General features: G+C 73.2%; 21 protein-coding genes. 5 read left to right on the top strand and 16 right to left on the bottom strand.

The window, feature by feature from the left end; genetic code table 11:
- Positions 1 to 173: 173 nt before the first annotated feature.
- Positions 174 to 2,285, bottom strand: coding sequence for a putative bifunctional diguanylate cyclase/phosphodiesterase (locus ACX9MN_RS26475; RefSeq protein WP_100253594.1), 2,112 nt, complete (start codon positions 2,283 to 2,285; stop codon positions 174 to 176).
- A 246-nt stretch (positions 2,286 to 2,531) separates the two neighbouring features.
- On the opposite strand from ACX9MN_RS26475, the gene ACX9MN_RS26470 reads away from it, so the two are divergent.
- Positions 2,532 to 2,888 carry a VOC family protein gene (locus tag ACX9MN_RS26470; RefSeq protein WP_489725884.1) on the top strand — a complete coding sequence of 119 codons (357 nt, stop codon included), beginning with the start codon at positions 2,532 to 2,534 and terminating at the stop codon, positions 2,886 to 2,888.
- Positions 2,889 to 2,925: 37 nt separating this feature from the next.
- On the opposite strand, the gene ACX9MN_RS26465 is transcribed toward ACX9MN_RS26470, so the two are convergent.
- Positions 2,926 to 3,222 (bottom strand): hypothetical protein, encoded by a 297-nt coding sequence (locus ACX9MN_RS26465; RefSeq protein WP_244540914.1) that lies wholly within the window; start codon positions 3,220 to 3,222, stop codon positions 2,926 to 2,928.
- A 95-nt stretch (positions 3,223 to 3,317) separates the two neighbouring features.
- Between ACX9MN_RS26465 and ACX9MN_RS26460 the strand changes: the two genes are divergently transcribed.
- Positions 3,318 to 3,752 (top strand): hypothetical protein, encoded by a 435-nt coding sequence (locus tag ACX9MN_RS26460; protein ID WP_489725883.1) that lies wholly within the window; start codon positions 3,318 to 3,320, stop codon positions 3,750 to 3,752.
- A gap of 26 nt (positions 3,753 to 3,778) precedes the next feature.
- Here the strand turns inward: ACX9MN_RS26460 and ACX9MN_RS26455 are convergent, their stop codons facing one another.
- From ACX9MN_RS26455 to ACX9MN_RS26390, 14 genes are all read right to left on the bottom strand, one after another.
- Entirely contained in the window at positions 3,779 to 4,471 is a 693-nt protein-coding gene (locus ACX9MN_RS26455) for a response regulator transcription factor (protein ID WP_020096040.1), read from the bottom strand.
- A complete protein-coding gene (locus tag ACX9MN_RS26450; protein ID WP_489725882.1) occupies positions 4,468 to 4,989 on the bottom strand; it encodes an MxaH protein in 522 nt (173 codons plus the stop codon). Before ACX9MN_RS26450 ends, ACX9MN_RS26455 begins: the two co-directional genes overlap by 4 nt.
- The gene (locus ACX9MN_RS26445) at positions 4,986 to 5,942 is read right to left on the bottom strand and encodes a YncE family protein (protein WP_489725881.1); all 957 of its coding nucleotides are present in this window, start codon (positions 5,940 to 5,942) and stop codon (positions 4,986 to 4,988) included. The genes ACX9MN_RS26450 and ACX9MN_RS26445 overlap by 4 nt, the downstream gene beginning before the upstream one ends.
- Before the next feature lie 8 nt (positions 5,943 to 5,950).
- Positions 5,951 to 6,505: an SRPBCC family protein gene (locus ACX9MN_RS26440; RefSeq protein ID WP_020096037.1), complete on the bottom strand. Its 555-nt coding sequence runs from the start codon at positions 6,503 to 6,505 to the stop codon at positions 5,951 to 5,953.
- A 2-nt stretch (positions 6,506 to 6,507) separates the two neighbouring features.
- Positions 6,508 to 7,587 carry a vWA domain-containing protein gene (locus ACX9MN_RS26435; protein ID WP_020096036.1) on the bottom strand — a complete coding sequence of 360 codons (1,080 nt, stop codon included), beginning with the start codon at positions 7,585 to 7,587 and terminating at the stop codon, positions 6,508 to 6,510.
- Positions 7,584 to 8,213: a hypothetical protein gene (locus ACX9MN_RS26430; RefSeq protein WP_020096035.1), complete on the bottom strand. Its 630-nt coding sequence runs from the start codon at positions 8,211 to 8,213 to the stop codon at positions 7,584 to 7,586. The genes ACX9MN_RS26435 and ACX9MN_RS26430 overlap by 4 nt, the downstream gene beginning before the upstream one ends.
- The gene (locus ACX9MN_RS26425; RefSeq protein ID WP_020096034.1) at positions 8,210 to 9,280 is read right to left on the bottom strand and encodes a vWA domain-containing protein; all 1,071 of its coding nucleotides are present in this window, start codon (positions 9,278 to 9,280) and stop codon (positions 8,210 to 8,212) included. The genes ACX9MN_RS26430 and ACX9MN_RS26425 overlap by 4 nt, the downstream gene beginning before the upstream one ends.
- A 4-nt stretch (positions 9,281 to 9,284) precedes the next feature.
- Positions 9,285 to 10,289 (bottom strand): nonribosomal peptide synthetase MxaA, encoded by a 1,005-nt coding sequence (locus ACX9MN_RS26420; RefSeq protein WP_489725880.1) that lies wholly within the window; start codon positions 10,287 to 10,289, stop codon positions 9,285 to 9,287.
- 2 nt (positions 10,290 to 10,291) lie between these two features.
- Positions 10,292 to 11,146 (bottom strand): DUF58 domain-containing protein, encoded by an 855-nt coding sequence (locus ACX9MN_RS26415; protein ID WP_489725879.1) that lies wholly within the window; start codon positions 11,144 to 11,146, stop codon positions 10,292 to 10,294.
- Entirely contained in the window at positions 11,143 to 12,174 is a 1,032-nt protein-coding gene (locus ACX9MN_RS26410) for an AAA family ATPase (protein WP_091683313.1), read from the bottom strand. The genes ACX9MN_RS26415 and ACX9MN_RS26410 overlap by 4 nt, the downstream gene beginning before the upstream one ends.
- Positions 12,175 to 12,276: 102 nt before the next feature.
- Positions 12,277 to 12,567 (bottom strand): methanol dehydrogenase [cytochrome c] subunit, encoded by a 291-nt coding sequence (locus tag ACX9MN_RS26405; RefSeq protein ID WP_012321128.1) that lies wholly within the window; start codon positions 12,565 to 12,567, stop codon positions 12,277 to 12,279.
- Between the two features lie 86 nt (positions 12,568 to 12,653).
- Positions 12,654 to 13,241 carry a cytochrome c(L), periplasmic gene (gene moxG / locus ACX9MN_RS26400; protein WP_020096029.1) on the bottom strand — a complete coding sequence of 196 codons (588 nt, stop codon included), beginning with the start codon at positions 13,239 to 13,241 and terminating at the stop codon, positions 12,654 to 12,656.
- 96 nt (positions 13,242 to 13,337) lie between these two features.
- Positions 13,338 to 14,246, bottom strand: coding sequence for a methanol oxidation system protein MoxJ (gene moxJ, locus ACX9MN_RS26395; RefSeq protein ID WP_056529785.1), 909 nt, complete (start codon positions 14,244 to 14,246; stop codon positions 13,338 to 13,340).
- Between the two features lie 162 nt (positions 14,247 to 14,408).
- Positions 14,409 to 16,292, bottom strand: coding sequence for a methanol/ethanol family PQQ-dependent dehydrogenase (locus ACX9MN_RS26390; RefSeq protein WP_026605374.1), 1,884 nt, complete (start codon positions 16,290 to 16,292; stop codon positions 14,409 to 14,411).
- Positions 16,293 to 16,673: 381 nt separating this feature from the next.
- Here ACX9MN_RS26390 and ACX9MN_RS26385 point away from each other — a divergent pair, with 381 nt between their 5' ends.
- The 3 genes from ACX9MN_RS26385 (at position 16,674) to ACX9MN_RS26375 (ending at position 21,636) form a co-directional block, all read left to right on the top strand.
- Complete coding sequence (locus ACX9MN_RS26385; RefSeq protein WP_331297497.1) at positions 16,674 to 17,537, top strand: S1 family peptidase; 864 nt, start codon at positions 16,674 to 16,676, stop codon at positions 17,535 to 17,537.
- Positions 17,538 to 17,705: 168 nt separating this feature from the next.
- Positions 17,706 to 19,163: a cytochrome P450 gene (locus ACX9MN_RS26380; RefSeq protein ID WP_489725878.1), complete on the top strand. Its 1,458-nt coding sequence runs from the start codon at positions 17,706 to 17,708 to the stop codon at positions 19,161 to 19,163.
- Complete coding sequence (locus ACX9MN_RS26375; RefSeq protein WP_489725877.1) at positions 19,153 to 21,636, top strand: putative bifunctional diguanylate cyclase/phosphodiesterase; 2,484 nt, start codon at positions 19,153 to 19,155, stop codon at positions 21,634 to 21,636. The genes ACX9MN_RS26380 and ACX9MN_RS26375 overlap by 11 nt, the downstream gene beginning before the upstream one ends.
- Positions 21,637 to 21,686: the final 50 nt, after the last annotated feature.

The following is a 21,686-nucleotide window of genomic DNA, read 5'->3' as shown; positions in this document are numbered from 1 at the left end:
AACCTTGACGGATCGGGGGCAGGTCGCGTCATCCACAGGCGGTCGTCGGCGGGTGTCGCGGCCGTGCCACAGAGGCCGGCGGCAGGGCCGCCGCTCGGCGCTCCGCACCGGTACCGCGACGGGCGTCCGGGCGTTCGGGCCGTCGCCGGATCGCCGGGGCGTCGCGGCGCGCCTCAGGCGACAGCCGAGTCGGGGCGGCCGGGCGGCACGAACGTTTCGGACGCGTCGATCTGCGCGGCGAACCGCTCGATCGGCTGCGGACTGCTGATCAGGTAGCCCTGGACCTCGTCGCAGGCCTCCGCGGCCAGGAAGCGCATCTGCGCCTCCGTCTCGACGCCCTCCGCCACGACGCTCATCCCGAGGCTGCGGCCGAGCCCCAGAACCGCCCGCACGATCACCGCCGCCTGCGGACTGACCTCGACATGGCCCACGAAGGACCGGTCGATCTTGATCTTGTCGAAGGGGAAGGCCTGCAGCGTCGCGAGGGACGAGTAGCCGGTGCCGAAATCGTCCATCGCGATGGACACGCCGAAGGCCTTCAGCCGGCGCAGGATGCCGAGCGCCCGCGCCATGTCGTTGATGATCAGGGTCTCGGTGATCTCGAGTTCGAGCCGCGTCGGCGCGAGGCCCGTCTCGGTCAGGATGGCCAGCACGCGCTCGGGCAGATCCGCCTGCTGGAACTGGCGCGGCGACAGGTTCACCGCCACCTTCAGCGGGTGCGCCCAGCGGGCCGCCTCGCGGCAGGCGGCCCGGAGCACCCACTCGCCGAGCGGCAGGATCAGCCCGCTCTCCTCCGCCAGGGGGATGAAGGCGTTCGGCGGCACGAGGCCGCGGGTCGGATGCTCCCAGCGCACGAGCGCCTCGAACCCGAGCAGCCGGCCGGTGGCGGTGCTCACCTGCGGTTGATAGTGCAGGATGAGCTCGTCGCCCTCGATCGCTTGGCGCAGGTCGCGCTCCAGATCGCGCCGGGCCGCCTCGGCCGCGTCCATCGCGGGCTCGAACACCCGGTGGGTGTTCCGCCCCTCGGTCTTCGCCCGGTACAGGGCGAGGTCGGCCCGGCGGACCAACGTCTCGCTGTCGAAGCCGTGGCCGGGTGCCCGGGCGATGCCGACGCTCAGGCCCACCTTCAGCCGCCGCTTGCCGAAGGGGATCGGCGCCTGGACGGCCGCGATCAGGCGCGCCGCCAGGGCCTCCGCGCGGGCAGGGTCGTCCGCATCGGCCACCAGCACGGCGAACTCGTCGCCGCTGAAGCGCGCCACCATGTCGTCGGCCCGCAGCACCGCGCGGATGCGATGGGCCACCGCCCGGAGCAGGAAGTCCCCGGCCGCGTGGCCGAGGCTGTCGTTGACGGCCTTGAAGCGGTCGAGGTCGAGGCACAGCACCGCGCAGGTGCCGCCGTTCAGATGCAGGTCGGCGAGCCGGATCTCGAGCCGCTCGTAGAACAGGGCGCGGTTGGGCAGGTCGGTGAGGCCGTCGTGGCGCGCCATGTGGGCGACCTGCCCCTCGGCGGCCTTGCGGGCGCTGATGTCGATCTGGGTGCCGATGAAGCGCACCGCGCGGCCGTCGGCGGCGCGCGCCACCACCTTGCCGCGCGTCATCATCCAGGCCCAGGAGCCGTCCTTGCGGCGCATGCGATGCTCGGACATGTAGGTCGGCGCCCGCCCGCTCAGGTGCTCGATCAGGGCCCGCTCGGCCGCGCCCGCATCCTCCGGGTGGAGCAGGGCCCGCCACGTCCGCGCGTGGCTCGCCAGTTCGCCGGGCTCGTAGCCCAGGACCCCCCACCAGCGGTCGGAGGACCACGCCTCCCCGGTCGTGAGGTCGCAGTCCCAGAGCCCGTCGCTGCCCGCATCCTGCGCCAGGGCGAGGCGGGTCTCGCTGACCTGCAGCGTCTCCTCGGCCCGCTTGCGCGCGGTGATGTCCGTGAAGGTCCGCACCGCACCGCCGTCGGGCAGCGGCACGGTGCGGATCTCCAGCACGGTGCCGTCGGGGCGCTCGCGCTCGTAGGTGTGGGCGCGGCACTCCAGGCCGCCCGCGGCCACCCAGCGCTGCAGGGTCTCGCTCGCCTTCCCGAACTCGCCGCGCGCGATCTGGTATTGCCGCACCGCCTCGAAGGTCGGGCGGGACCGCATCAGGTCCGGCGGCAGGTCGAGCAGCGCGAGGGCGCGGGCATTACAGACCTGAACGACGCCGGCGGCGTCGATCATCATCAGTCCCTGATCCATCGTGTCGAGAACGGTGTCGAGGAGCTTCGCCTTCTCCCGCAGCGCGACCGTCCCACTGTTCATACCCGGGGATCCCAATCGTCCGCCTGGGCGAACATTCTGCTGGACGGTGCGAGGTCCCACCGGCGCGGACGGTACCATCGGGGAGCTTTCCGGATTCTTTCCGGAGGCCCGCTTTCAATCGCTGCGTGCACTTCCGGGCGGTTAGCCGGGACGAGGCCGGGACCCGGATTCCCGAGGCGCCTTGCCGGGCCTTGCCGGGCCGCCCGCGGAGCCCTCTGATAGGCGGCGCGCAGCGGGGAGCGGGCCATGGCCGTGAGGCGGATCGTCACCAACATCCGGACCACGCAGGTCGAGGCGGCGCGGTCCTTCTACGCGGAGGTGCTCGGCCTGGAGGTGGTCATGGATCACGGCTGGATCCTGACCTTCGCGGCCCCCGGAATGTCGGCGACGCCGCAGATCAGCGTGGCCAGCGCGGGCGGCTCGGGCACGCCGGTTCCCGACATCTCGATCGAGGTCGACGACCTGGCGGACGTCCTCGCCCGCGTGAGGCGGGCCGGCTTGCCCGTGCTGTACGGCCCGGCCCGGGAGCCCTGGGGCGTGGAGCGGTTCTACGTCCGCGACCCGTTCGACCGGCTGGTCAACATCGTCGCCCATCGTGCGTGAAGCCGCGCGAGGCCGTCCGTGAGGCCGGGCCGGCCGCTCACTCGGCCTCGTCCCGGACCAGGGAGATGCAGGTCCGCACCATCTCCTCGAGCCGCAGGTCCTTGGTGTCCCCGATATTGGCGGTCTCCTCCAGACAGCGCATGAAGTACGCTGCGTCCAGCTTGGGCGACAGCGTGTGGAAGGCCCGGCCCATCCGGGTCGAGAAATCGATCTTGTCGGTCGCGCTCGCCCGCGGCCACAGCGAGGCCTTGTCGTCCACGGTCAGGCGGGCGGCCTCCGCCGGCAGAGTCGCGCAGGCCAGAGTCACTAAGACGATTATAAGCTTGGTCTGCATTGTAAATCTCCGATCCAGCGGCATAGAACTGCGCGACTCTTCGCAGCGGTGACGGTCGACGGACGCGCTGCTCCTGCGACTGGATGGGAGAAGCGATGCGCGCGATCCGTCTTTCCGGCCCGATCTCGGCCGGCCTCCTGGGTCTTCTGACGGCCCAGGCCCACGCTCAGGCGCAGCCCCCCGCACAGCCCATCCCGCAACACCCGATCCAGTCCCAGGGACAGCCCCCGATGCAGGCGCAGGACCCGGCGTCCGCCGATCCGCGGCGCAATCAGGCGGCGAAGCTCGCGGGGCTCGCCGGTTTCGTGAACCTCGAATGCCCCGGCCTGCGCAGCGATCCGGCGCGCCTCAAGCAGACCGTCGAGGCCCTGGGCGTCGACGCGGCGAGCCTGGAGACCGGCGACCTGCACCTGACCGCGACCCGCTACATCGCGGCCTACCAGAAGGACGTCGCGGCCAATTGCCGGAAGGCCGAGGCGACGTTCGGGCCGCAGGGATCGATCGTTCCCGGCCTGATCGTGCCGCGGTAGCCCCGGCCCGCTGACGGCGGTCGTCGTCACACCGGGCGCCCGTCCCGCGACAGGGCGATGCGCAGGAGGTCGGCTAGGCTGCCGGCGCCGAGCTTCTGCTTCATGCCCGAGACGACGGCCGACACGCTCCGGTGGCTCATCGACAGGCTGTCGGCGATCGCCTCGTTGGACTTGCCCGCCCCCAGCAGCGACAGCACCTGAACCTCCCGCGCGGTCAGGCGTGCCAGGGGCGATTCCAGGAGCCCGGCATTCAGCATCGCGATCTTGGTCGCGACCTCGTGCGGCAGGTAGCTGTGCCCGGCCGACACGGTCGCCAGCGCCTCGTGGAAGCGCGTCACCGCCGTGTCCTTCAGGACGAAGCCGTGCGCCCCGCCCTCGATGGCCCGGGCGACGATCACCGGATCGTCGTGCATGCTGAAGGCGAGGATCCGGGTCGCCGGCTCGAGGGCCCGCACCCGGCGGATCAGCGACAGGCCCGACAGCCCCTGGTCGCGGAAGCCCAGGTCGGTCACCACCAGCCCGGGCCGGTGGCGGTGGAAGGTGCGGTAGCCCGACACCACGTCCGCGGCCTCGTGGACCGCCCGGACGCCGGCATCCTCGGCGAGATGGCGGAAGCCGCGCCGCACGACCGGGTGGTCGTCGACGATCAGCACCGCGTCGAGAACCCGCGGGCCGTCCCGCCCCGCCGGACGGTCGGCCGAGGCCCGGGCGGCGCTCACGGCGTCCCCTCGCCGACCGGGTGCGGGCCGGCGAGGCGCGCCAGCGCGGCCGCGTGGTCGGCCCCCTGCATCCGGGCGTTGTAGTAGTGCTGGCAAATCTCGCCGTAGAGGCTCTTGCGGCGGCCGCGCTCCGCCGCGATGCCGCCGAGACCGTCGAGGATCGCGCCGTAGCCCTCGCCGATGCCGGCCTCGGCCAGCATCTGGCCGAGCTGGACGGTGCGGTTGGCGATCATGCGCGGGTCCTCGATGAAGCCGTCGCGGGCTCCGGCCAGCGCCGTCGCCATCGCGCGCACGCGGGGATCGTCGGCCGGCAGGGCCTTGCCGGCCTCGCGGCCCGCGAGCCAGCGGGCCGGGTCGGTCCCGTCGGTCGGCGCGAGCCAGGCCGGCAGGGTGCCCTCGGCGGTGGTGGCCACCACCGCGCCGGCCTCGTCGGCGCGCTCGTCCGCCCCGCGGTCGCAGGCGCCGAGGGCCAGCAGGGCCAGCCCGGACGTGATCCCGATGCGGCCGGCACGGCTCATCGCGCGGGCTCCCCCGCCAGGACCGTGCGCGGGCCCTCCGCCACCTTGATGCGCGCCGTCTCGCGCCACGTGGCGAGATCGATCACCGAGACGTCGTCCGAGAACCAGTTCGCCACGTAGGCAAGCGGACCGGCCACCGCGATGCCCTCGGGATAGGGGCCCACCGCCACGGTGGCGACGATCTCGAGCCGGGCCGCGTCGATCACCGTCACGGCGGCGGCGTGCTGGTTGGTGACCAGGATGCGGCTGCCGTCCGCGGTAACCGCCACGCCGTAGGGCATCCGGCCGGCCGGAACCGTGGCGCGGGCCCGCAGCGTCGCCGTGTCGATCACCGTGAGGTCGCCGCTGCGCACGTTGGCGACGTAGAGGCTCGCCTCGTCCGGTGCGAGCGCCAGGGCGAAGGGCGCCTCGCCGGTCGGGACCACGGCCACGCGGGCCATCGTCCCGGTGTCGATGACGCTGACCTGACGGCTCTCGCGGTCGGCGACGTAGAGCCGCCCGCGCCGGTCGAGGACGAGATGGGCCGGGTCGCGGCCCACCGCCGCGGCGCCCTCGACGGCGCCGGTCGCCGCGGAGATCCGCAGGACGCGGTCGCCCGACCAGTCGCCGACGTACAGGTGCGCCCCGTCCGGGCTCGCCGCGAGGCCGAAGGCCTGGCCGGGGACGGGCAGGCGGCGGGGCGGCGCGCCGGGCGCGACGACGGTGACGGCGCGCCCGTCCGGGTGGGTCAGATAGAGGCGGCCGGCCCGGTCGGTCGCCGCCGCCACCGGCGCCGGTCCGAGCGGGATCCGCCCGGCCACTTTCCCGGCCTCGATCCGCGCCAGCTCGGCCCCCTGCTGGCTGACGACCCAGACCGGGTCGCCGGCCGCGGACGCGTCACTGGTCCCAGCGCCGGTCCCGGCCGCGACCGCGACCGCGACCGCGAGCGTCGCGATCAGCCACAGGTGGCGCATGCGGGGCCTCAATGGGTCGTCCGGCCCTCGACGGCCGCCTTCAGGCCCTTGAGCCCGTCCGCGAAGTAGCGGTTCATCGCCGTGCGCCCGGCCTCGTCGCTGAGAGTCTCCGGCGGCTCGTTGCCGGTGTCGCCCCGGTAGAAGCGGCCGATCCACGACACCTTGGAGCCGGTCCCGTCCGGGGTCACGGTGAGCGTCGCCGAGTAGGAGGAGACGGGGAGCGCCTTCAGGTCCGGGTCGGACATCCGGTACGAGTAGGTCCGGCCGTCGGCCAGCCACTCGTCCAGCCCCTCGACCAGGGTGCCGCCGGCCTTGAGGGTCACCCGGCGGGTCGTGCCCTCGACGTTGCCGCCACTGGCCTCGGCCTTGGCCACGTCCGGGTGCCAGCGCCCGATGCCGCCGAAATCGCCCACCACCTTCCAGACCGCCTCCGGGGGCGCCTGGATGGTGATCGACTGGTCGATCTTCTGCGGCGTCGGCCCGTGGGCCAGCGCCGCGCCGGCGAGGCCGACGACGGCGAGGGCCGCGGCGAGGGCCGGAAAGAGGGCGAGGGGCATCCGCATGGTCAGGTCCTGATCGCTCCGGTTGGAGCAGGGGTTGGAGCAGGGGTTGGAGCAGAGTGGCCCGCGCGCCCGCGGAGCGCGCGAAGGGCGCGGGCGAGGGGCCCCGCCAGGAGGGCCAGGAGCGTCAGAGCCAGGGCCGCCGCCAGGAGGGCGGGCCGCGGGTCGAGGCGGCCGGGCAGCGGGCGCGGCGTCGCCGCGGCGCGCAGAGGGGCGGCGAGACCGCCCGGGCCGTCGAGATGGACGTAGCCGAGGCCGGTCTCGGCGGCGAGGCGCTTCAGGTAGGGCTCGCGGACCGACGAGAGGTGCTCGGTGCCGTGGGCGGCCTGGGCCCCGAAGGGGGCGTTGCGCGGGTTGTAGCCCTCGCGGGATTCCGCGTCCGCCGGGGGCGGCCCGGAGCGGTTCTCCTGCTGGACGTCGCTCTCGCCGAGGAAACCCGTCTCGCGCCCGCGATCGTCGAAGCGCGGGATCGGCGACAGGCCGTAGCCGCCCGCGCCGACGATCAGCCCGCGCACCGCGCCGGGCCTGCCGTCGAAGGTCGGGCCGCCGGAGGCGGGCAGCGGCGGCGTCTCCTGGCCGTCGGTGAGGAACAGGAGGTCGGCGTCGATCTCCCCCGCCATGGCGATCGACCGGAACAGGCCCGCCGCGATGCGGCTGTCCCCCTCCCAGGCCATGCGCGGGTCGAGGGCCGCGATGGCGCCGTCCAGCGGCGCGAAGTCGGCGCAGACCTCGACCGGCGTGAACAGCAGGAACGGCCGCCGGTCGGTGAACAGGCCGAGCGCCACCCGCGAGCCGCAGGGGAGGTCGGGCAGCGTCGCCCGCAGCGCCGCCTTGACGGTCTCGAGCCGGCTCACCGACCCGCCGGCGGCGGGATAGTCGCGCACCGCCATGCTGCCGGTGATGTCGACCACCGCCAGCACCGACACGCCGGTGCGGGTGACCGGGATCGGCGGGGCGACCAGGGCCGCCAGCGCCAGCGCGAGGGCGGCCGCCAGGGCGCGGAACCGCCCGTCGCGCAGGTTGCGGGCGACAAGAGGGGGCAGGACCGAGGGCAGCCCGGGGGGAAGGACGCGCCGCGGGCTCACGGGCCGCCCCGCGGCTGGCCGGGGATGTCGGTCCAGATCTTCTTCGGCTCGGCGCGGAGCTCGTCCCCGGTCTTGCGGTCGAATTCCGGGTAGTCGCGCACGAGGCGCGAGGCGACGTCGAGGTTGTACTTGGCGTCCCAGAACTCGGGCCGGGCCTGGAGGGCGCGGCGGTAATCCTGCCGCGCCAGCGTCACCTGGGGCGCGGCCTTGTCGAGGTCGCCGCGGCCGATCAGCGCGAAGGCCTGCCGCATCCGCGCGTTGCCGATGACGTACCGCGCCCGGGCCGCCTCCCGCACCGCGCCGGCGCGGTCGAGGGCGTCGAGGAGGGGCTCGGTCTCGCCGAGACGGTCCCGGGCGGCGAGGAAGCCGATCCGCGCCGCCAGGAGGGCGGGCCGCGCATCCGGCTTGACCGGCCGGTCGCGGCCCGCCTCCAGGGCGGCGATCCGGTCGTCGTCGCGCGCGGCGCTCCAGCCCGAGACGGCGAACCACAGGGCGGCGGCCGCGAGGACCAGCGGCAGCGCGACCAGCAGGGCCGGCCGGACCCGGCGCCACGCCGCGGCCAAGCCGAGGCGGGGGCGGGCGGTGCGGCGCGGGGCCGGGCCGTCGAGGAGGGCGCCGGCGCTCATGCCGCCCTCCGCGCCGCCGCGCCCGCGGTCTCGGTCTTGGTCGCGGCCTCCGTCGCAGTCTCCGCATCCGCCGGTGCCGCCGCGAGGTCCACCTCCGCGAGCTTGGCCAGGACCAGCAGCGCGAGGCCCAGGGCAGCGAGCGCGGCGGCGAGCCCGGTCAGGTCCCGGCGCGGGCGCTCCTCGACGTAGGGGATCGGGTCCCGCTCCAGGGCCTCGATCTGCCGGATGGCGGCGGCCACCGCCTCGGCGCCCTCGGCCTCGAAGGCGCGGTAGGGCACGCCGAGGCTCTTGAAGAACAGGTCGAGATGGCGCTCCGGCGCGGCCTGGGGCGTGTCCTCGCCGGCCGGCCGGTCGGCGATGCCGGGCGATCCCTGGGTGCGCAGGAACAGCCAGTACAGGTTCGGCCGGATCCGCGCGACCGCGGCGCGCAGCTGGTCCTGGATGCGCGGGTCGATCACCGCCGCGCCGTCGGAGACCAGCAGGAGCACCCGCGAGGCGCCGACATCGATTCCGAACTGCGACAGGGCCATGCCGAGTCCCCGGCCGATATTGGTGTAGTCGAGGCCGGGCCGGTCGATGGCGGCGATCGCCGCCCGCACGGCGTCGTGGCGGTCGGTCATCGGCATGACCAGCATCGGCGCGGTGGAGAAGGCCGTCACGGCGAACAGATCGTGCGCCCGGGCGCCGACGAAATCGGCCAGCAGGCGCCGGGAGGCCGCGGCCTTCGATTCCTCGGCGCCGGAGGGCTGCCGGCCCGCGAAGGTCTCGTTCATGCTGCCTGAGCGGTCGATCAGCAGCGAGACCTGCGCGCCGATGCCGAGGCGCTCGATCCGCGCGCCCGTCCGGTAAGGGCCCGCCAGGGCCACGATCAGGCCGGCGATGGCCAGGACGCCGGCGAGCGTCAGCGCCCGGCCGAGCCAGGCCGAGAGGGGGTCGGCCGGGGCGGCGGCGACCGCCGGCACGGCCGTCCGGCGCAGGGCCGAGCGGGCCAGCGGCAGCAGCGCCAGCGGCAGCAGCCATAGGACCCAGGGATCGGTCGCGCCGAGGCGGGCGAGGAGATCGGTCACGGCCTCACGCGCTCCGCTCCGCCGCCGAGAGGCGCGCCAGGAGCGCCTCGGCCTCGGCGCGGGGCCAGGCCGCGCGCGCGGCCGGCAGCCGGCCGCCGAAGAAGGCGAGGCGCGAGGCCTCGAAGAAGCGCGCGAGCCCCGCCGCCTGGTCCCGGAAGGCCCCGTGCCGGGCGAGGAAGGCGCCGAGATCGTCGGCCAGCACCCGCCTCCCGTCGGTCAGGTCGAGGCCCCGGTGCAGGGCCAGCAGCGCCGCCCGGTAGGCCTGATCGGGCCCGGCCCCCGCCCGCTGCCGCCGGAGCGCGCGCAGAGCCGCCGCGAAGGGCCGGCCCCGCCGCTGCCGGAACGGTCCCCAGGCCCGATCGTGCGCCAGCGCCAGCGCGGCGAGGCCCGCGAGGGCGCCGAGACCCGCCGCCGCCGCGACGTCCGGCCCGGGATCGACCCGCCCGCTCCGGCCGTCCGGGCGCAGGTACTCGGCCGGATCCTCGCGCCGCTGCGGCTGCACCTCGCGCAGGGGCGAGACGCCGAGGCTCCAGCCCGGCACCTGGACAGCCGCGGTGGTGCGCCCGGTCGCCGCCTCGCTCGCCAGCGTCAGGGGGAAGCCCGGCACCTCCAGGGTGCGGGCGTCGAGGGCGGCGTAGAAGCTCTGGTAGGTGAGGCGCAGGCGCACCCGCCGGCCGCCGGCCGCCGGGGCCTCGTCGACCGCGACGGCGCGCAGGTCGAGCCAGTAGGTCACCGGACCGGGCCGGGGCAGGGTCGCGCGCTGCAGCCGGAAGTCGGGATCGGCCAGGATCTCCACCTGCGCCTCGACCAGGTCGCCCAGGAAGATCCCGAAGGGCCGGGGGCTGCGCACCTCGACGGAGCGCACCTGCGCGGCGGCCGGGCCGGCCGTCAGGGCGAGCGGCGCGGCCAGGATGCCGGCCAGGACACCGGCGAGGACGCCGGCGCGGAGGTTGGCGAAGAGGCCGGCGAAGAGGCCGGCCGGCAGGAGGGCGGGACCGCGCGCGCCCATGCTCAGGTCGTCATCAGGTGGCGGGTCAGCGCCTGGGCGTCGAAGCGTCCGGCGAGCCGGAAGACCCGGCGCGCGAAGGGCGCGGCGGCGCGCTCCAGGGCGGCGACCCGGTCCCGCTCCCGGGCGATCCAGGCCCGGCGCAGGCTCGGGCGCAGCAGGACCACGCGGCGGCCGCCGCCCTCGAGATCGTCGATTTCGACGAGGCCGAAGGCCGGCAGCGCCTCCGCCTCGGCGGGGTCGGCGAGCAGGATCGGCACCGTGTCGTGCGGCGCCAGCGCGGCGAAGACCCGGGCGATCAGGGCCTCCGGCCAGCGGAAGTCGGAGGCGAGGAAGACGAGCTTCGGCCGCCCGGCGAGCCGCCGCGCGGCCTCGAGCATGCCGGCGCAGCCGCGACCCGCGCGGGGCGCGCCCGCGACCCGCTCGGCGGCGGCGACGGCCGCGCCCCGGTGGCGGGTGGCGGGGAGGGTGAGGTCGTCGCGCAGGGTCTCGTCGCAGCCGATCAGGCCGAACCCGTCGCTGATCCGGGTCGCCGACACGGCCAGCGCCCGGCAGAGATCGCCCGTGAGCCGCGCCCGGTCGGCCGTGCCGGAAAAGCCCATCGAGGCCGAGAGATCGACCAGGACCCAGGTCTCGACCGCGGTCCGCGCCTCGAAGCGGCGGACATGCACGCCCTCGAACGGGTCGCGCAGCGTCGCGCGCAGGTCGATGCGGCGGGCATCCGGCAGTTGCAGGAACGGCACCTGATCGCGGAACGGGCCGGCGCCGCCGGCGTCGCGCCCCCGGTGGAGGCCGGCCCGGCTGCCGCGCGGCCGCCAGCGCGGCAGGTAGACGATGTCGGCCGTGCGCGGGTCGCTCACGGCGCCGGCACCGTCTCGAACGCGGCCCGGCACAGGGCGGGCACGATCGCGCCGCGCTGCAATTCGTGGACGGGCTCGAGGAAGACCCGGTGGGCCATCACCTCGGTGAAGACCGCCCGCACGTCCTCCGGCACCAGCCACTCGCGGCCCTCCAGCCACGCCCGCACCCGGGCGGCGCGCACCAGGAAGGCGACGCCGCGCGGCGAGGCGCCGCCCTGCACCAGGGTGGCGGTGTCGAGGCCCGGGAGCCGGATCCCGGCCTCCGCGGGGCGGACCAGCGCGTCCCAGAGGGCCACCACGTAGGCCTCGATCGACGGCTCCGCGCGGACGGCGTGCTGGATCGCGGCCGCGATGCCGCCGATCCGGGCGTGGTCGAGCACGCCCTCGGCGACCGCGCCGACGAGGGCGTCGGTGTCGTGGAAGCGCGGGTCGAAGACCAGGCTCCGGCGCACCGCCGCGTCCCGGGGCGCCTCCAGCCCGATCTCCATCAGGAAGCGGTCGCGGGCCGCGGCCGGGAGCTCGAAGGTCTCCTCCCGCTCGACGCGGTTGCGGTCGGCGAAGACCTGCAGGTTCGGGAACGCGTAGGTGCGGCCGAAGGCCTGGACGCTGCGCTCGGCCATCAGCCGGAGCAGCAGGGCGTGGACCTGCGGCCGCGCCCGGTTGATCTCGTTGAAGAAGAACACCGAGAGATCCTCGGCCCGGGCCAGGACCGGGCCGGGATCGACCCGCGGCCGGCCGTCGGGGCCGAGATAGGTGTGGTAGATCAGGTCGGTCGGCATCATGTCGACCGTGCCCTCGACGCGCTCGTAGGCCCCGCCCAGCGCCCGGGCCACCGCCCGCAGCAGGGTGGTCTTGCCGACGCCGACATCGCCCTCGAGCATCACGTGGCCGCGGGCGAAGATCGCGATCGTCACGAGGCGGATCGCCCGCTCCTGGCCGACCACCGCCTTGGCGACCTCCGCCTCGAAGCGGGCCGCCGCCGCCCGCCAGTCGGTGAGCATCGTGTCTCCGGAACGGAGGGTGTTCATGAGGCGGTGCCTGCGCGTGTCGATGCGGCGTGCGCTGCCGAGCGTCGCTGTGGGCCGGCGCCGCGGCGCGGGCCGGCCCCAGGACGGTCGGATCGGTCGCGATCAGTTCGAAGAGATCTTGGCGACGTCGTACTCGAACTTGCCGGTCTTCTTGGCGTTCTCGATCCGCTTCCTGTTGCGCTCCTCCATCTGCTTGATGGATTCGGCCTGCTTGCTGACCTCCTTCGGGTCGTGCTTGGGATCGTACTTGGTCCCGGCGACCTTCTCGGGGAAGCCGGGCTTCGGCTGCCAGCAATTGCCCGGCGCCTTGCAGGTCTGACCGTCGTAGGCCAGCGCCGGCACCGCGAAGGCCGCCCCCGCGATCAGCATCGCCGCCGTGATCACTGTGCGCATCGTAGATTCCTCCGTCTCTTCCTGGGGCGGCCGGTCGGGCCGCCGGTTCGCCCCGTCTTGCGCGGGGCGCGACTTGCCGAGAACGGCTAGTCCAGCGGCTTGCACTGGCCGGGCACGTCCTTGGCAAAGGTCTCGCCCTCCTTGAAGGGCTTGTAGGTCTTCTTCTGCTCGTCGGTGAGCCACTCGGCATCCTTCACCGGGCCCGTGTAGAGATGACGGATCCAGGCGATGACCTGCAGCATCTCGTCGGGATTGAGATCCTCGTTGTGCGGTCCCATCATGCCGTTGGCACCGCCCCAGAGGGTCGCGAACAGGCCGACATCGGTCGTGTTCGCCGGGTAGGTCCAGTAATCGTCGTTGAGGCCGGGCCCGACCTTGCCCTCGCCGAGATGGCCGTGACAGCCGGAGCACGAGGTCAGGAACAGGCTCTCGCCGTTGCGCAGGCAGGACTTGTCGTCGATGTAGAGGTTCTTGCCGGTCTGGAAGAAGGTCTTGACCGCCTGCGTGTCCCGCCCGCCCGGCTTGCCCTCGGCCGTGTCCATCGCCTCGCCGGTGATGGTGTTGCGGAAGACGATGCCGGTCTGCGGGCCGGACTGGGGCTGCGCGCGGGCCGCGGCGGGCATCGCCACGGCGAGGGTGAGAAGGGCGACGCGGGCCGAACGTACGATGTGCATCTGTTGAGCGGGTCCTGATGTCCTGATCGATGGCCCGGACGCGCCGGGCCGGTCTCGGTGGGGCGGTCTCGGTGGGGTGGTCTCGGTGGGGCGGCCTCAGTTCGAGGCGACGACCGGCACACCGTCCTGTTTGAGGATCGCCGCGATGGCGGGCCGGGCCTTCTCGATCCCGGCGTCGAGGGCCTTGCGCAGGGCCTCGTCGTCCTTGCGCACGCCCATCGACTGGTCGAAGACCTGCGGGACCTTGCGGCCGTCGCTGCCGACCGTGTCGGCCGGGACCAGCGTCATGCGCAGCGGCGTCGGGGAATCCTTGACGTAGCGGGCCACGTCCGGGCCGAAAGCGACGCCGACATCGGCCTTGTCGTTGGCGACCTCGCTGACGATGCGGGCCGGGTCGATCTGGGTGTACTGGTTGCGCGGCGAGCGGAAGTTCACCAGCGAGTAGAGGTAGGCCATGTCCTCCTCGTAGCGGCCGATATCCTTGAGCATCGCCTCGCCGGGGGAGCCGAACGGCACCACCATGTGGTCGAGGGTCTTGAGCCGCGGGTCGGACCAGGACTTCACGTCGAGATCCTTGTCGGCGCGGGTGATGAAGACGTAGCCGCTCCGGTAGTACGGCCGGGTGGTCAGCACCCGCGGGTCGTCGCTGTCGAGGCCGACGACCACGTCGCAGGTCCGCTTCTCCAGGCCGTCGCGGACGAGGTAGATCGCGGGCTTCTCGAGCCAGACGAAGACGGGCTTCTTCCCCATCGCCTCGGCGACGGCGACCGCGACGCGGTTCTCGAGCCCGGAGCCGTCCTTCATCGAGAGGGGCGGCTGCTTCTCGGAGGCGCAGATCCGCAGGGTCGCGGGGTCGGCCGGCGGGGCGGCCGGGGCCTTGCCGGGATCCGACTGGATGGCCTGGGCCTCGGATTCCTGGGCCGCCACCGGCCCGGCGGCCAGGGTGGCGAGCGTCAGGACGGCGGCGAAGCGGGCCGCCAGGATGCGTGCGCGCGGGCGCGGCATGGACGTTGATCCCTGTTGTCGAAGCGTTTCTTGATGGCATGTCCGGATGGCGTGTCCGGAGGGACAGGCGGGGCGCCAGAGGGCCTCGCCTGTCGGGATCTGATCCCAGCACCCCGCCGGCCGAGGGGCCGACGGGATGCAGGCGGCGGTTACTGGGGGGCCTTACTTGGCGGCGTGCTGCGCGTACTCGCCGACGTTCGGGTCGTCGTACGGGCCCTTGCCGTCCAGCGAGAACACCATCACGCCGCCGCCCATCTGGGTGTAGTTGGCGAGCTTCTTGAAGGCGCCCACGGCGCCGAGACCGGCGGTCGGGTCGGCGAGGTCGAACACCAGGCCCACGCCCGGCCAGCCGCCGACGCCGTAGTAGATGGCGACGTACTGGGTGCCCTTGTGGGTGTAGGTGATCGGGTAGCCGATGGCGCCCGACGGCAGCTTGAACTTCCAGAGGAGGTCGCCGTTGTCGGAGTCGCGCGCCTTGATGAAGCCGTCCAGCGTCCCGTAGAGGACGAGGTCGCCCGCGGTGGCGGTGGTGCCGCCCCAGACCGCGAAGCGCTCCATCTTCTCCCAGTTGAACTTGCCGGTGATGGCGTTGTAGCTCTTGATCTGGCCGAGACCCTCGTAGTTCTGCCGGTCACCCTTCGGGCCCGGATACATGTTCAGCGTCGCACCGACGAAGAACTGACCCGCCCGGTAGGGCAGCATGAAGGGCTCCCAATCCATGCAGATGTGGTTGATGCCCATGTAGAAGGCTTGCCGCTTCGGGTCGTAGGAATCGTGGCCCTGGTTGTGGTAGCCCATCGCCGAGGGGCAGATGTCCTTGGCGAGGTGGTCCATCCGGGTGCCGTATTCCGGATCGCGCACCGGCGTGCCGGTCTTCAGGTCCACCGACTTGAACACGTTGACGGTGTCGTCGATCTTGTTGGCCGAGACCAGCGTGCCGTCCGTCCGGTCGAGGGTGTAGACGATGCCGTTGCGGTCCGGGTGGGTGAGGAGCTTCCTCATCTTCCCGTCCTTGTCCTTCTGGTCGGACAGCATCATCACGTTAACGCCGGCATAGTCCCACTCGTCGTGGGGCGTCTTCTGGTAGCCGAACTTCGCCTCGCCGGTGTCGGCGTCGCGGCCGAAGATCGTCATCGTCCACTTGTTGTCGCCGGGACGCATGGTCTCGTTCCACGGCGCCGGGTTGCCGGTGCCGAAATAGATCAGGTTGGTGCCCGGATCGTAGGCGTACCAGCCCCAGTTGGTGCCGCCGCCGATCTTCCAGGCGTCGCCCTCCCAGGTCGAGGTGCCGAGGCCCTTCTGGCCGTAATGGGCGTTGTGGATGTTGAAGTCCTTGGCGAGCAGCAGGTCCTCGTCCGGGCCGGTGGCGTAGGCGCGCCAGACCTGCGCGCCGGTCTTGACGTCGTAGGCGGTGAGGTAGCCGCGCACGCCGAGCTCGGCGCCCGAGGAGCCGATGATCACCTTGTCCTTCACCACGTAGGGGGCGATCGTGAGGGTCGAGCCGACCTTGATGTCGGAGTTCTCGACCTTCCACACCGTCTCGCCGGTCTGGGCGTTGAGGGCGGCGACGTTGCCGTCGAGCTGGGTCTTGAGGATCAGCGCCGGGGTCTTGCCGTCGCCGGGCCAGTAGGCGAGGCCGCGGTTCACGAGATCGCAGCAGGCCACCGAGCGCGCGGCCGGGTTCTGCTTGGGCTTGTCCTGCCAGAGGATCTTGCCCGGATCGTCGAGGCCGAGGGCGAAGGTGTTGTTGGGGAACGAGGTGTGGATGTACATGACGCCGTCGACGACGAGCGGCGCGCCCTCGTGGCCGTTGAGCAGGCCGGTGGAGAACGTCCAGGACGGCTTGAGCTGCTTGACGTTGCTCTTGTTGATCTGCGTCAGGTCGCTGTAATTGTTCGAATCGTAGTTCTTACCGGGCATCACCCAGTTCTCGTCGCTCTTCGATTTCTCGACGAGCTTGTCGTTGGCCTGCGCCACGCCCGCCATGGCGACCGGCGCGAGCGCCATGATCGCCAATGCCGAGACGGAATTCCGGAGCCTGATCATCCTGCGTCTCCTCGCCGGACTGCCACGCCGTTTGGCCTCGCAGTCATCGTGGTGTTGATTCGATGGCGACACGACTTTCACCGACAAATCCGCCTCCAGCGTCGCGATAACCGGGCCATTTCCAGTATTCGCTGAGCTTATGAAAGACTTATTATCGTTGTGCGCCACTTGATTATTCGCACGGCTTGTAATGCGTGTCTTTGCAAAACGAAACATTTCTTTTCGGGATGATTTGGCAACTGAACACCGGAGATCTGGCAAGATCACGGAGACCTTGACCGAGAGCCGGCCGCCATCCCAGACAGGTGGGCCAGACAGGTGGGAACGATACGCGGGCGTGCGGGCCCGGAGCCGTCCGCCGACCCGTCCCGGGAGGACGCCATGGGTCATGTCACGGGCTGCGCGGCCCGCTCTCCGGCGCTGGCCGCCTGCTGGGCGGCTCTCGCCCTGGCGCCTGCGGCTCTGGCACCCGCGACCTTGGCGCCTGCGGCCCTGGCGGCCGGGACCGGCGGGGAACGCCGTCTCGCGGCGCTCTACCAGCAGGACGGGCGGCGCGAGCTGACGGGGGCCGACCTGGAGCGCTTTCCCGGCGCGGGCGTCCTGTGGTGCCGTCGCCCGGACGGGATTCCCCAGAAGGCCGCCGCCGCGTGGCTGATCGGGAGCCGGTCCCTCGTGCTGATGAACGCGCACAATTTCCGCAATCGACAACTGGAGGTTACTCGAAACGTCGCCGACTGCTACTTTCAGATAGCAGGTCGGAACTACGCCTTCGTGCCCGAGATCCTGGAACTCGGCGTCGAGCCCGAGGCGCGGCGCCTGCACATCACCGACGACTGGGCGCTGCTGCGCCTCGCCGAGCCGGCCGAGGCGCGGCCGCAGCCGATCCCGGACCCGCCCACCCTTCCGACCGGCGACCTGACGCTCCCGGTGACGATGGTCTCACCGGCCGGGCACGAGAACTACCGGGGGCAGAGCAGCCGGGAATCCTGCGCCGTCCGGCGGATCGATCCGCCGAGCGAGGGAGCGATCCGCCGCGCTCGCCACGATTGCAACGACGGCTACGGCGGATCGGGCTCGGGCCTGTTCGACGCGGAGGGCCATCTCATCGCGATGCAGAGCGCGTCGCTCTCGATGAACCAGCGCCACGCCTTCGACATCGAGTTCCACTACGGCTCGGCCCTGCTGATCGAGGGCCGGCTCCACGAGGCCCTCGAGGCTCAGGCCCGCGCGACCCGGGACCGCTAGGGCGGGCCGCCCCCGGGTGTCCGCGGCGCCTCCCCGGGAATCCGGTAAGCTCCCGGTAAGCAAGGCGGCGGTTTCCGCCCCGGCGCCGGGGGAAGCGCTCGACGGCGCCGCGGCGGCAAGCCAAAACTTAACGTTGAACCTCGAATCTGGTCCCGCGAGGGAGCCGGTATGCCCGCTGTCGGAACGTTCAGGGTCTGCGCGCCGGGACGGCCGCCGTTCGCGGCGGCCGTGGCAGAGGGCGTGGCCGAGGCGGTCGCGCTGCCATCCGTGCTCGTCACGATGCTGGGCAGCCTGATCGAGGCCTGGCCCCGGCAGATCTACACACAACCCCTGGTGACCACCCGCTTCCTCGGCCAGCGGACCACCTACGTCTGCGATCCCGGTCACATCCGCGGCCTGATGGTCGACCAGGCCGAGGCGCTGGAGCGGGAGCCGTTCATGCTCCGGGCGCTGGCCCCGGCCCTCGGGGCGGGGGTCCTCACCGCGGACGGGGACCACTGGCGGCGTCAGCGCAGGACCGCGACCCCGATGTTCCGCCCGGACCGGGTCCGGAGCTTCGTGCCGGCCATGGCCCGGGCCGCCGCGGCGACGCGGGCGCGCTGGCGCGACGCCGATCCCGCCGGGAGCGAGCGGGACATCCTGCGCGAGATGATGCGCACGACGTTCGACGTCATCGTCGCCACGATGGTGTCGGGCGATCCCCACCTGGAGGTGGGGCCCTTCGGGGCCGCGATGGACGCCTATCTCGGCCAGACCAGCTGGAAGATCGCCCTGGAGATGCTGCGGGCGCCGGCCTGGGTCCCGCATCCGGGGTCCCGGGCCGGGGCGGAGGCGGTGCGCTACCTGCGCGGCGAGGTCGCCCGCACGATCGCGCGCCGCCGGGCCCGCGGCGAGCCCGGCTCCGACCTCCTCGGCCTCCTGCTGCAGGCGCGGGACCCGGAGACCGGCGCGCCGCTCACGGAGGCGAGCCTCGTCGACAACCTGCTGACCTTCGTGTCCGCCGGCCACGAGACCACCGCCCTGGCGCTGGCCTGGACCTTCCGGGTCCTGGCCGAGCACCCGGAGGTGGAGGAGCGCGTCGTCGCCGAGATGGCGCGCCTCGGCGCCGATCCCGAGTCCGATCCCGGTTCCGTGGACCGGCTCCCCTACACGCGTCAGGTGCTCCTCGAGGTGATGCGCCTCTATCCGGCGGCCCCGCTGATCGTGCGGCGGACGCGGGCCCCGGTCCGGCTCGGGGACACGGTCGTGCCGGCCGGGCAGTCGGTCCACGTGCCGGTCTACGCCCTGCACCGGCACGCGCTGCTCTGGGACAGGCCGGAGGCGTTCGACCCGGGCCGCTTCGCGCCGGAGCGGGCCGCCGCGCGCGACCGCTACGCCTACCTGCCGTTCGGCGCCGGCCCGCGGGTCTGCATCGGCATGGGCCTCGCCCTGACCGAGTGCCTCGTCGTCCTGGCGACGCTGCTGCCCGCCTTCCGCCTCCGGCCGGTGACGGCCGAGATGCCGGCGGCGCAGTTCCGCGTGACCCTGCGGCCCAGGGGCGGCCTGACCATGAGGGTCGCGCCCCGCCACGGGGCCGGGCAGGGGGACGGGCACGGGGCCGAGCAGGGGGCCGCCCATGCCGCCTGAGATGTCGCCCGAGGTGTCGCCCGAGATCTCCGCGGGCGCGACCGGGCCGGGCGCGCGGCGGGGGACCTGGCCGGACCGCCGGCCGGGATCGCTGCTCGGCCGCCTCTTCGGTCCCGACGTCGACGACGCGCTGCCGAGCCGCTACCGCCTGCAGGTGCGGGCGGGGCTCCTCGACGAGACGCTGAAGCTCGCCACCTACTCGGCGGTGACGCACCTTATCATCGCGCTGGCCGTCGCGTACTTCTTCTGGGGTTCGGCCTCGCACACCTACCTCCTCGGCCTGCTCGCCGTGGTCGCGGTGCTGATCACGGCGGCGACCTACGCGACCTGGCTCTACTGGCGCACCCACGGCGACACCGCCTCGGCGCACACCGTCCGGTGGGGCTGCCGGATCTCCGCCGGCCTCGCCTTCGCCCTGGGCCTCGCCTGGGCGACCCTGCCGGTCGTGCTGTTCGCCCCCTCCGGCGGCGACGCGCGGCTGCTCGTCGTCGCCATCGTGGCCGGCCTGATCTCGGACGCCTACGTGGTCGGCCCGCTCCTGTCGGTCTCGTACCTGTTCGCGGTCCCGGTCATCGTCGGCAGCTTCGTCGGGCTGGCCCGGTCCGGGGAGCCGGTCGCGCTCAGCATCGGCTTCCTGCTCGCCGTCTACGCGATCTTCGTGGTGACGAGCGTGAGCCGCATGAGCCGCCTGTCGCGCCAGCGCATCCTCGACCGCGTGCGGGTCGAGGACCAGAGCGAGACGATCGGGCTGCTACTCAACGCCTTCGAGGCGAATGCCAGCGACTGGCTGTGGGAGACGGACGGGACCGGACGGTTCCAGCACGTCTCCACCCGGATGGCGGACGTGCTGGCCTGCCCGGTGCAGAGGCTCCAGCACGCCTCGTTCCCGGCGCTGCTCGCCGGTCGGGCGGAGGCGCCCCCCGAGGCCGACCAGAGCGCCGACCTCGTGGACCGTCTCCGGCGGGGCGTCGCCTTCCACCAGCACCTGATCGCCGTCGACACGCCGGCCGGCCGGCGCTGGCTCCGGCTGAGCGGCAAGCCGTTCCTCGACCAGAAGGGGCGCTTCGCGGGGTTCCGGGGCGTCGGCTCCGACGTGACCGAGGCCCGCCGGGCGGAGGCGCACATCGCCTATCTGGCCACCCGGGACCCGATGACCGGCCTGTCGAACCGGGTCATGTTCCACGACGTCGCGTCCGAGGCCTGCGCGGCCGCCGCGCAGAACGCGCCGCAGAACGCGCGACCGGCCCCGGACACGACGGTCAGCCTGCTCTACCTCGACCTCGACGGCTTCAAGACCGTCAACGACAGCATCGGCCACGCCGCGGGCGACGCCCTGCTGGGGCAGGTCGCCGATCGCCTGCGCGCCCTGCTCCCGGCCGACGCGCAGGCGTTCCGTCTCGGGGGCGACGAGTTCGCGATCCTGCAGCGCGGCCGGGACGGCGCGGCCGCGCAGGCCCTGGCCGAGGCCACGATCGCGACCCTGCGCGAGCCCTACCTCATCGACGGCGTCCGGGCGGAGATCGGCGTCAGCGTCGGGATCGCCTGCGCCCCCGCGGACGCGACCGAGCCCGAGGACCTGCTCCGGAAGGCGGATCTCGCGCTCTACAGCGCCAAGCAGGGCGGCAAGGGGCGCTGGCGGGGCTTCGACCGCGACCTGGACGTGCGCGTCCAGCGCCGGCACGAACTCGACGAGGCGATGCGCCAGGCCCTCGCCGACGGCGAGATGGCGCTGCACTACCAGCCTTTGGTCAGCCTGCAGGACGGCCAAGTGGTCGGCTGCGAGGCGCTGCTCCGCTGGACCCGGCCCGGTCTCGGCCCCGTCTCGCCCGCCGAGCTGATCCCGATCGCCGAGGGAACGGGCTTCATCCTCGCGATCGGGCGCTGGGCCCTGCGGCGGGCCTGCGCGGAGGCGCTGACCTGGCCGGTGCGCCTGCGCGTCGCCGTCAACATCTCGTCGGTCCATTTCCGCCGGCCCGACTTCTTCGCCGACGTCGCGGCGGTGCTGGGCGAGACCGGCCTCGCGGCGGACCGCCTGGAGATCGAGATCACCGAGTCGATCTTCCTGGCCAACACGCCGCACGTGCTGGACAATCTCCGCTCCCTGCGGGCGCTCGGCGTGCGGATCGCCCTCGACGATTTCGGGACGGGCTACTCCTCGCTGAGCTACCTGACGCAGTTCCCGGTCGACAAGATCAAGATCGACCGCGCCTTCGTGCGCGACCTGAGCAGCCGCCCCGAATGCCTGACGGTGATCGAGGCGATCATGGTCATCGCCCGCGACCTGCGCATCGACGTCACCGTGGAGGGCGTCGAGACCGAGCAGCAGGCCGAGCTGCTCCGGCTGCGGCGCTGCAACAGCGCGCAGGGCTTCCTGTACAGCCCGGCCCGGCCGCCCGAGGAGATCCCCGGCCTGATCGAGAGCCTGCCCCGGCGGGCGCTCCCGACGGAGCGGGCGGTCCGCGCGGTCGCCTGAGGGCGGGCGAACCCGGATCCGGGTTGCCACGCGGGCCGGAACGGCTCTAG

Source organism: Methylobacterium sp. 1A, from assembly GCF_058072805.1.
Note: the sequence above shows the minus strand (reverse complement) of the source record. Positions and strands in the feature narration are given on the sequence as shown.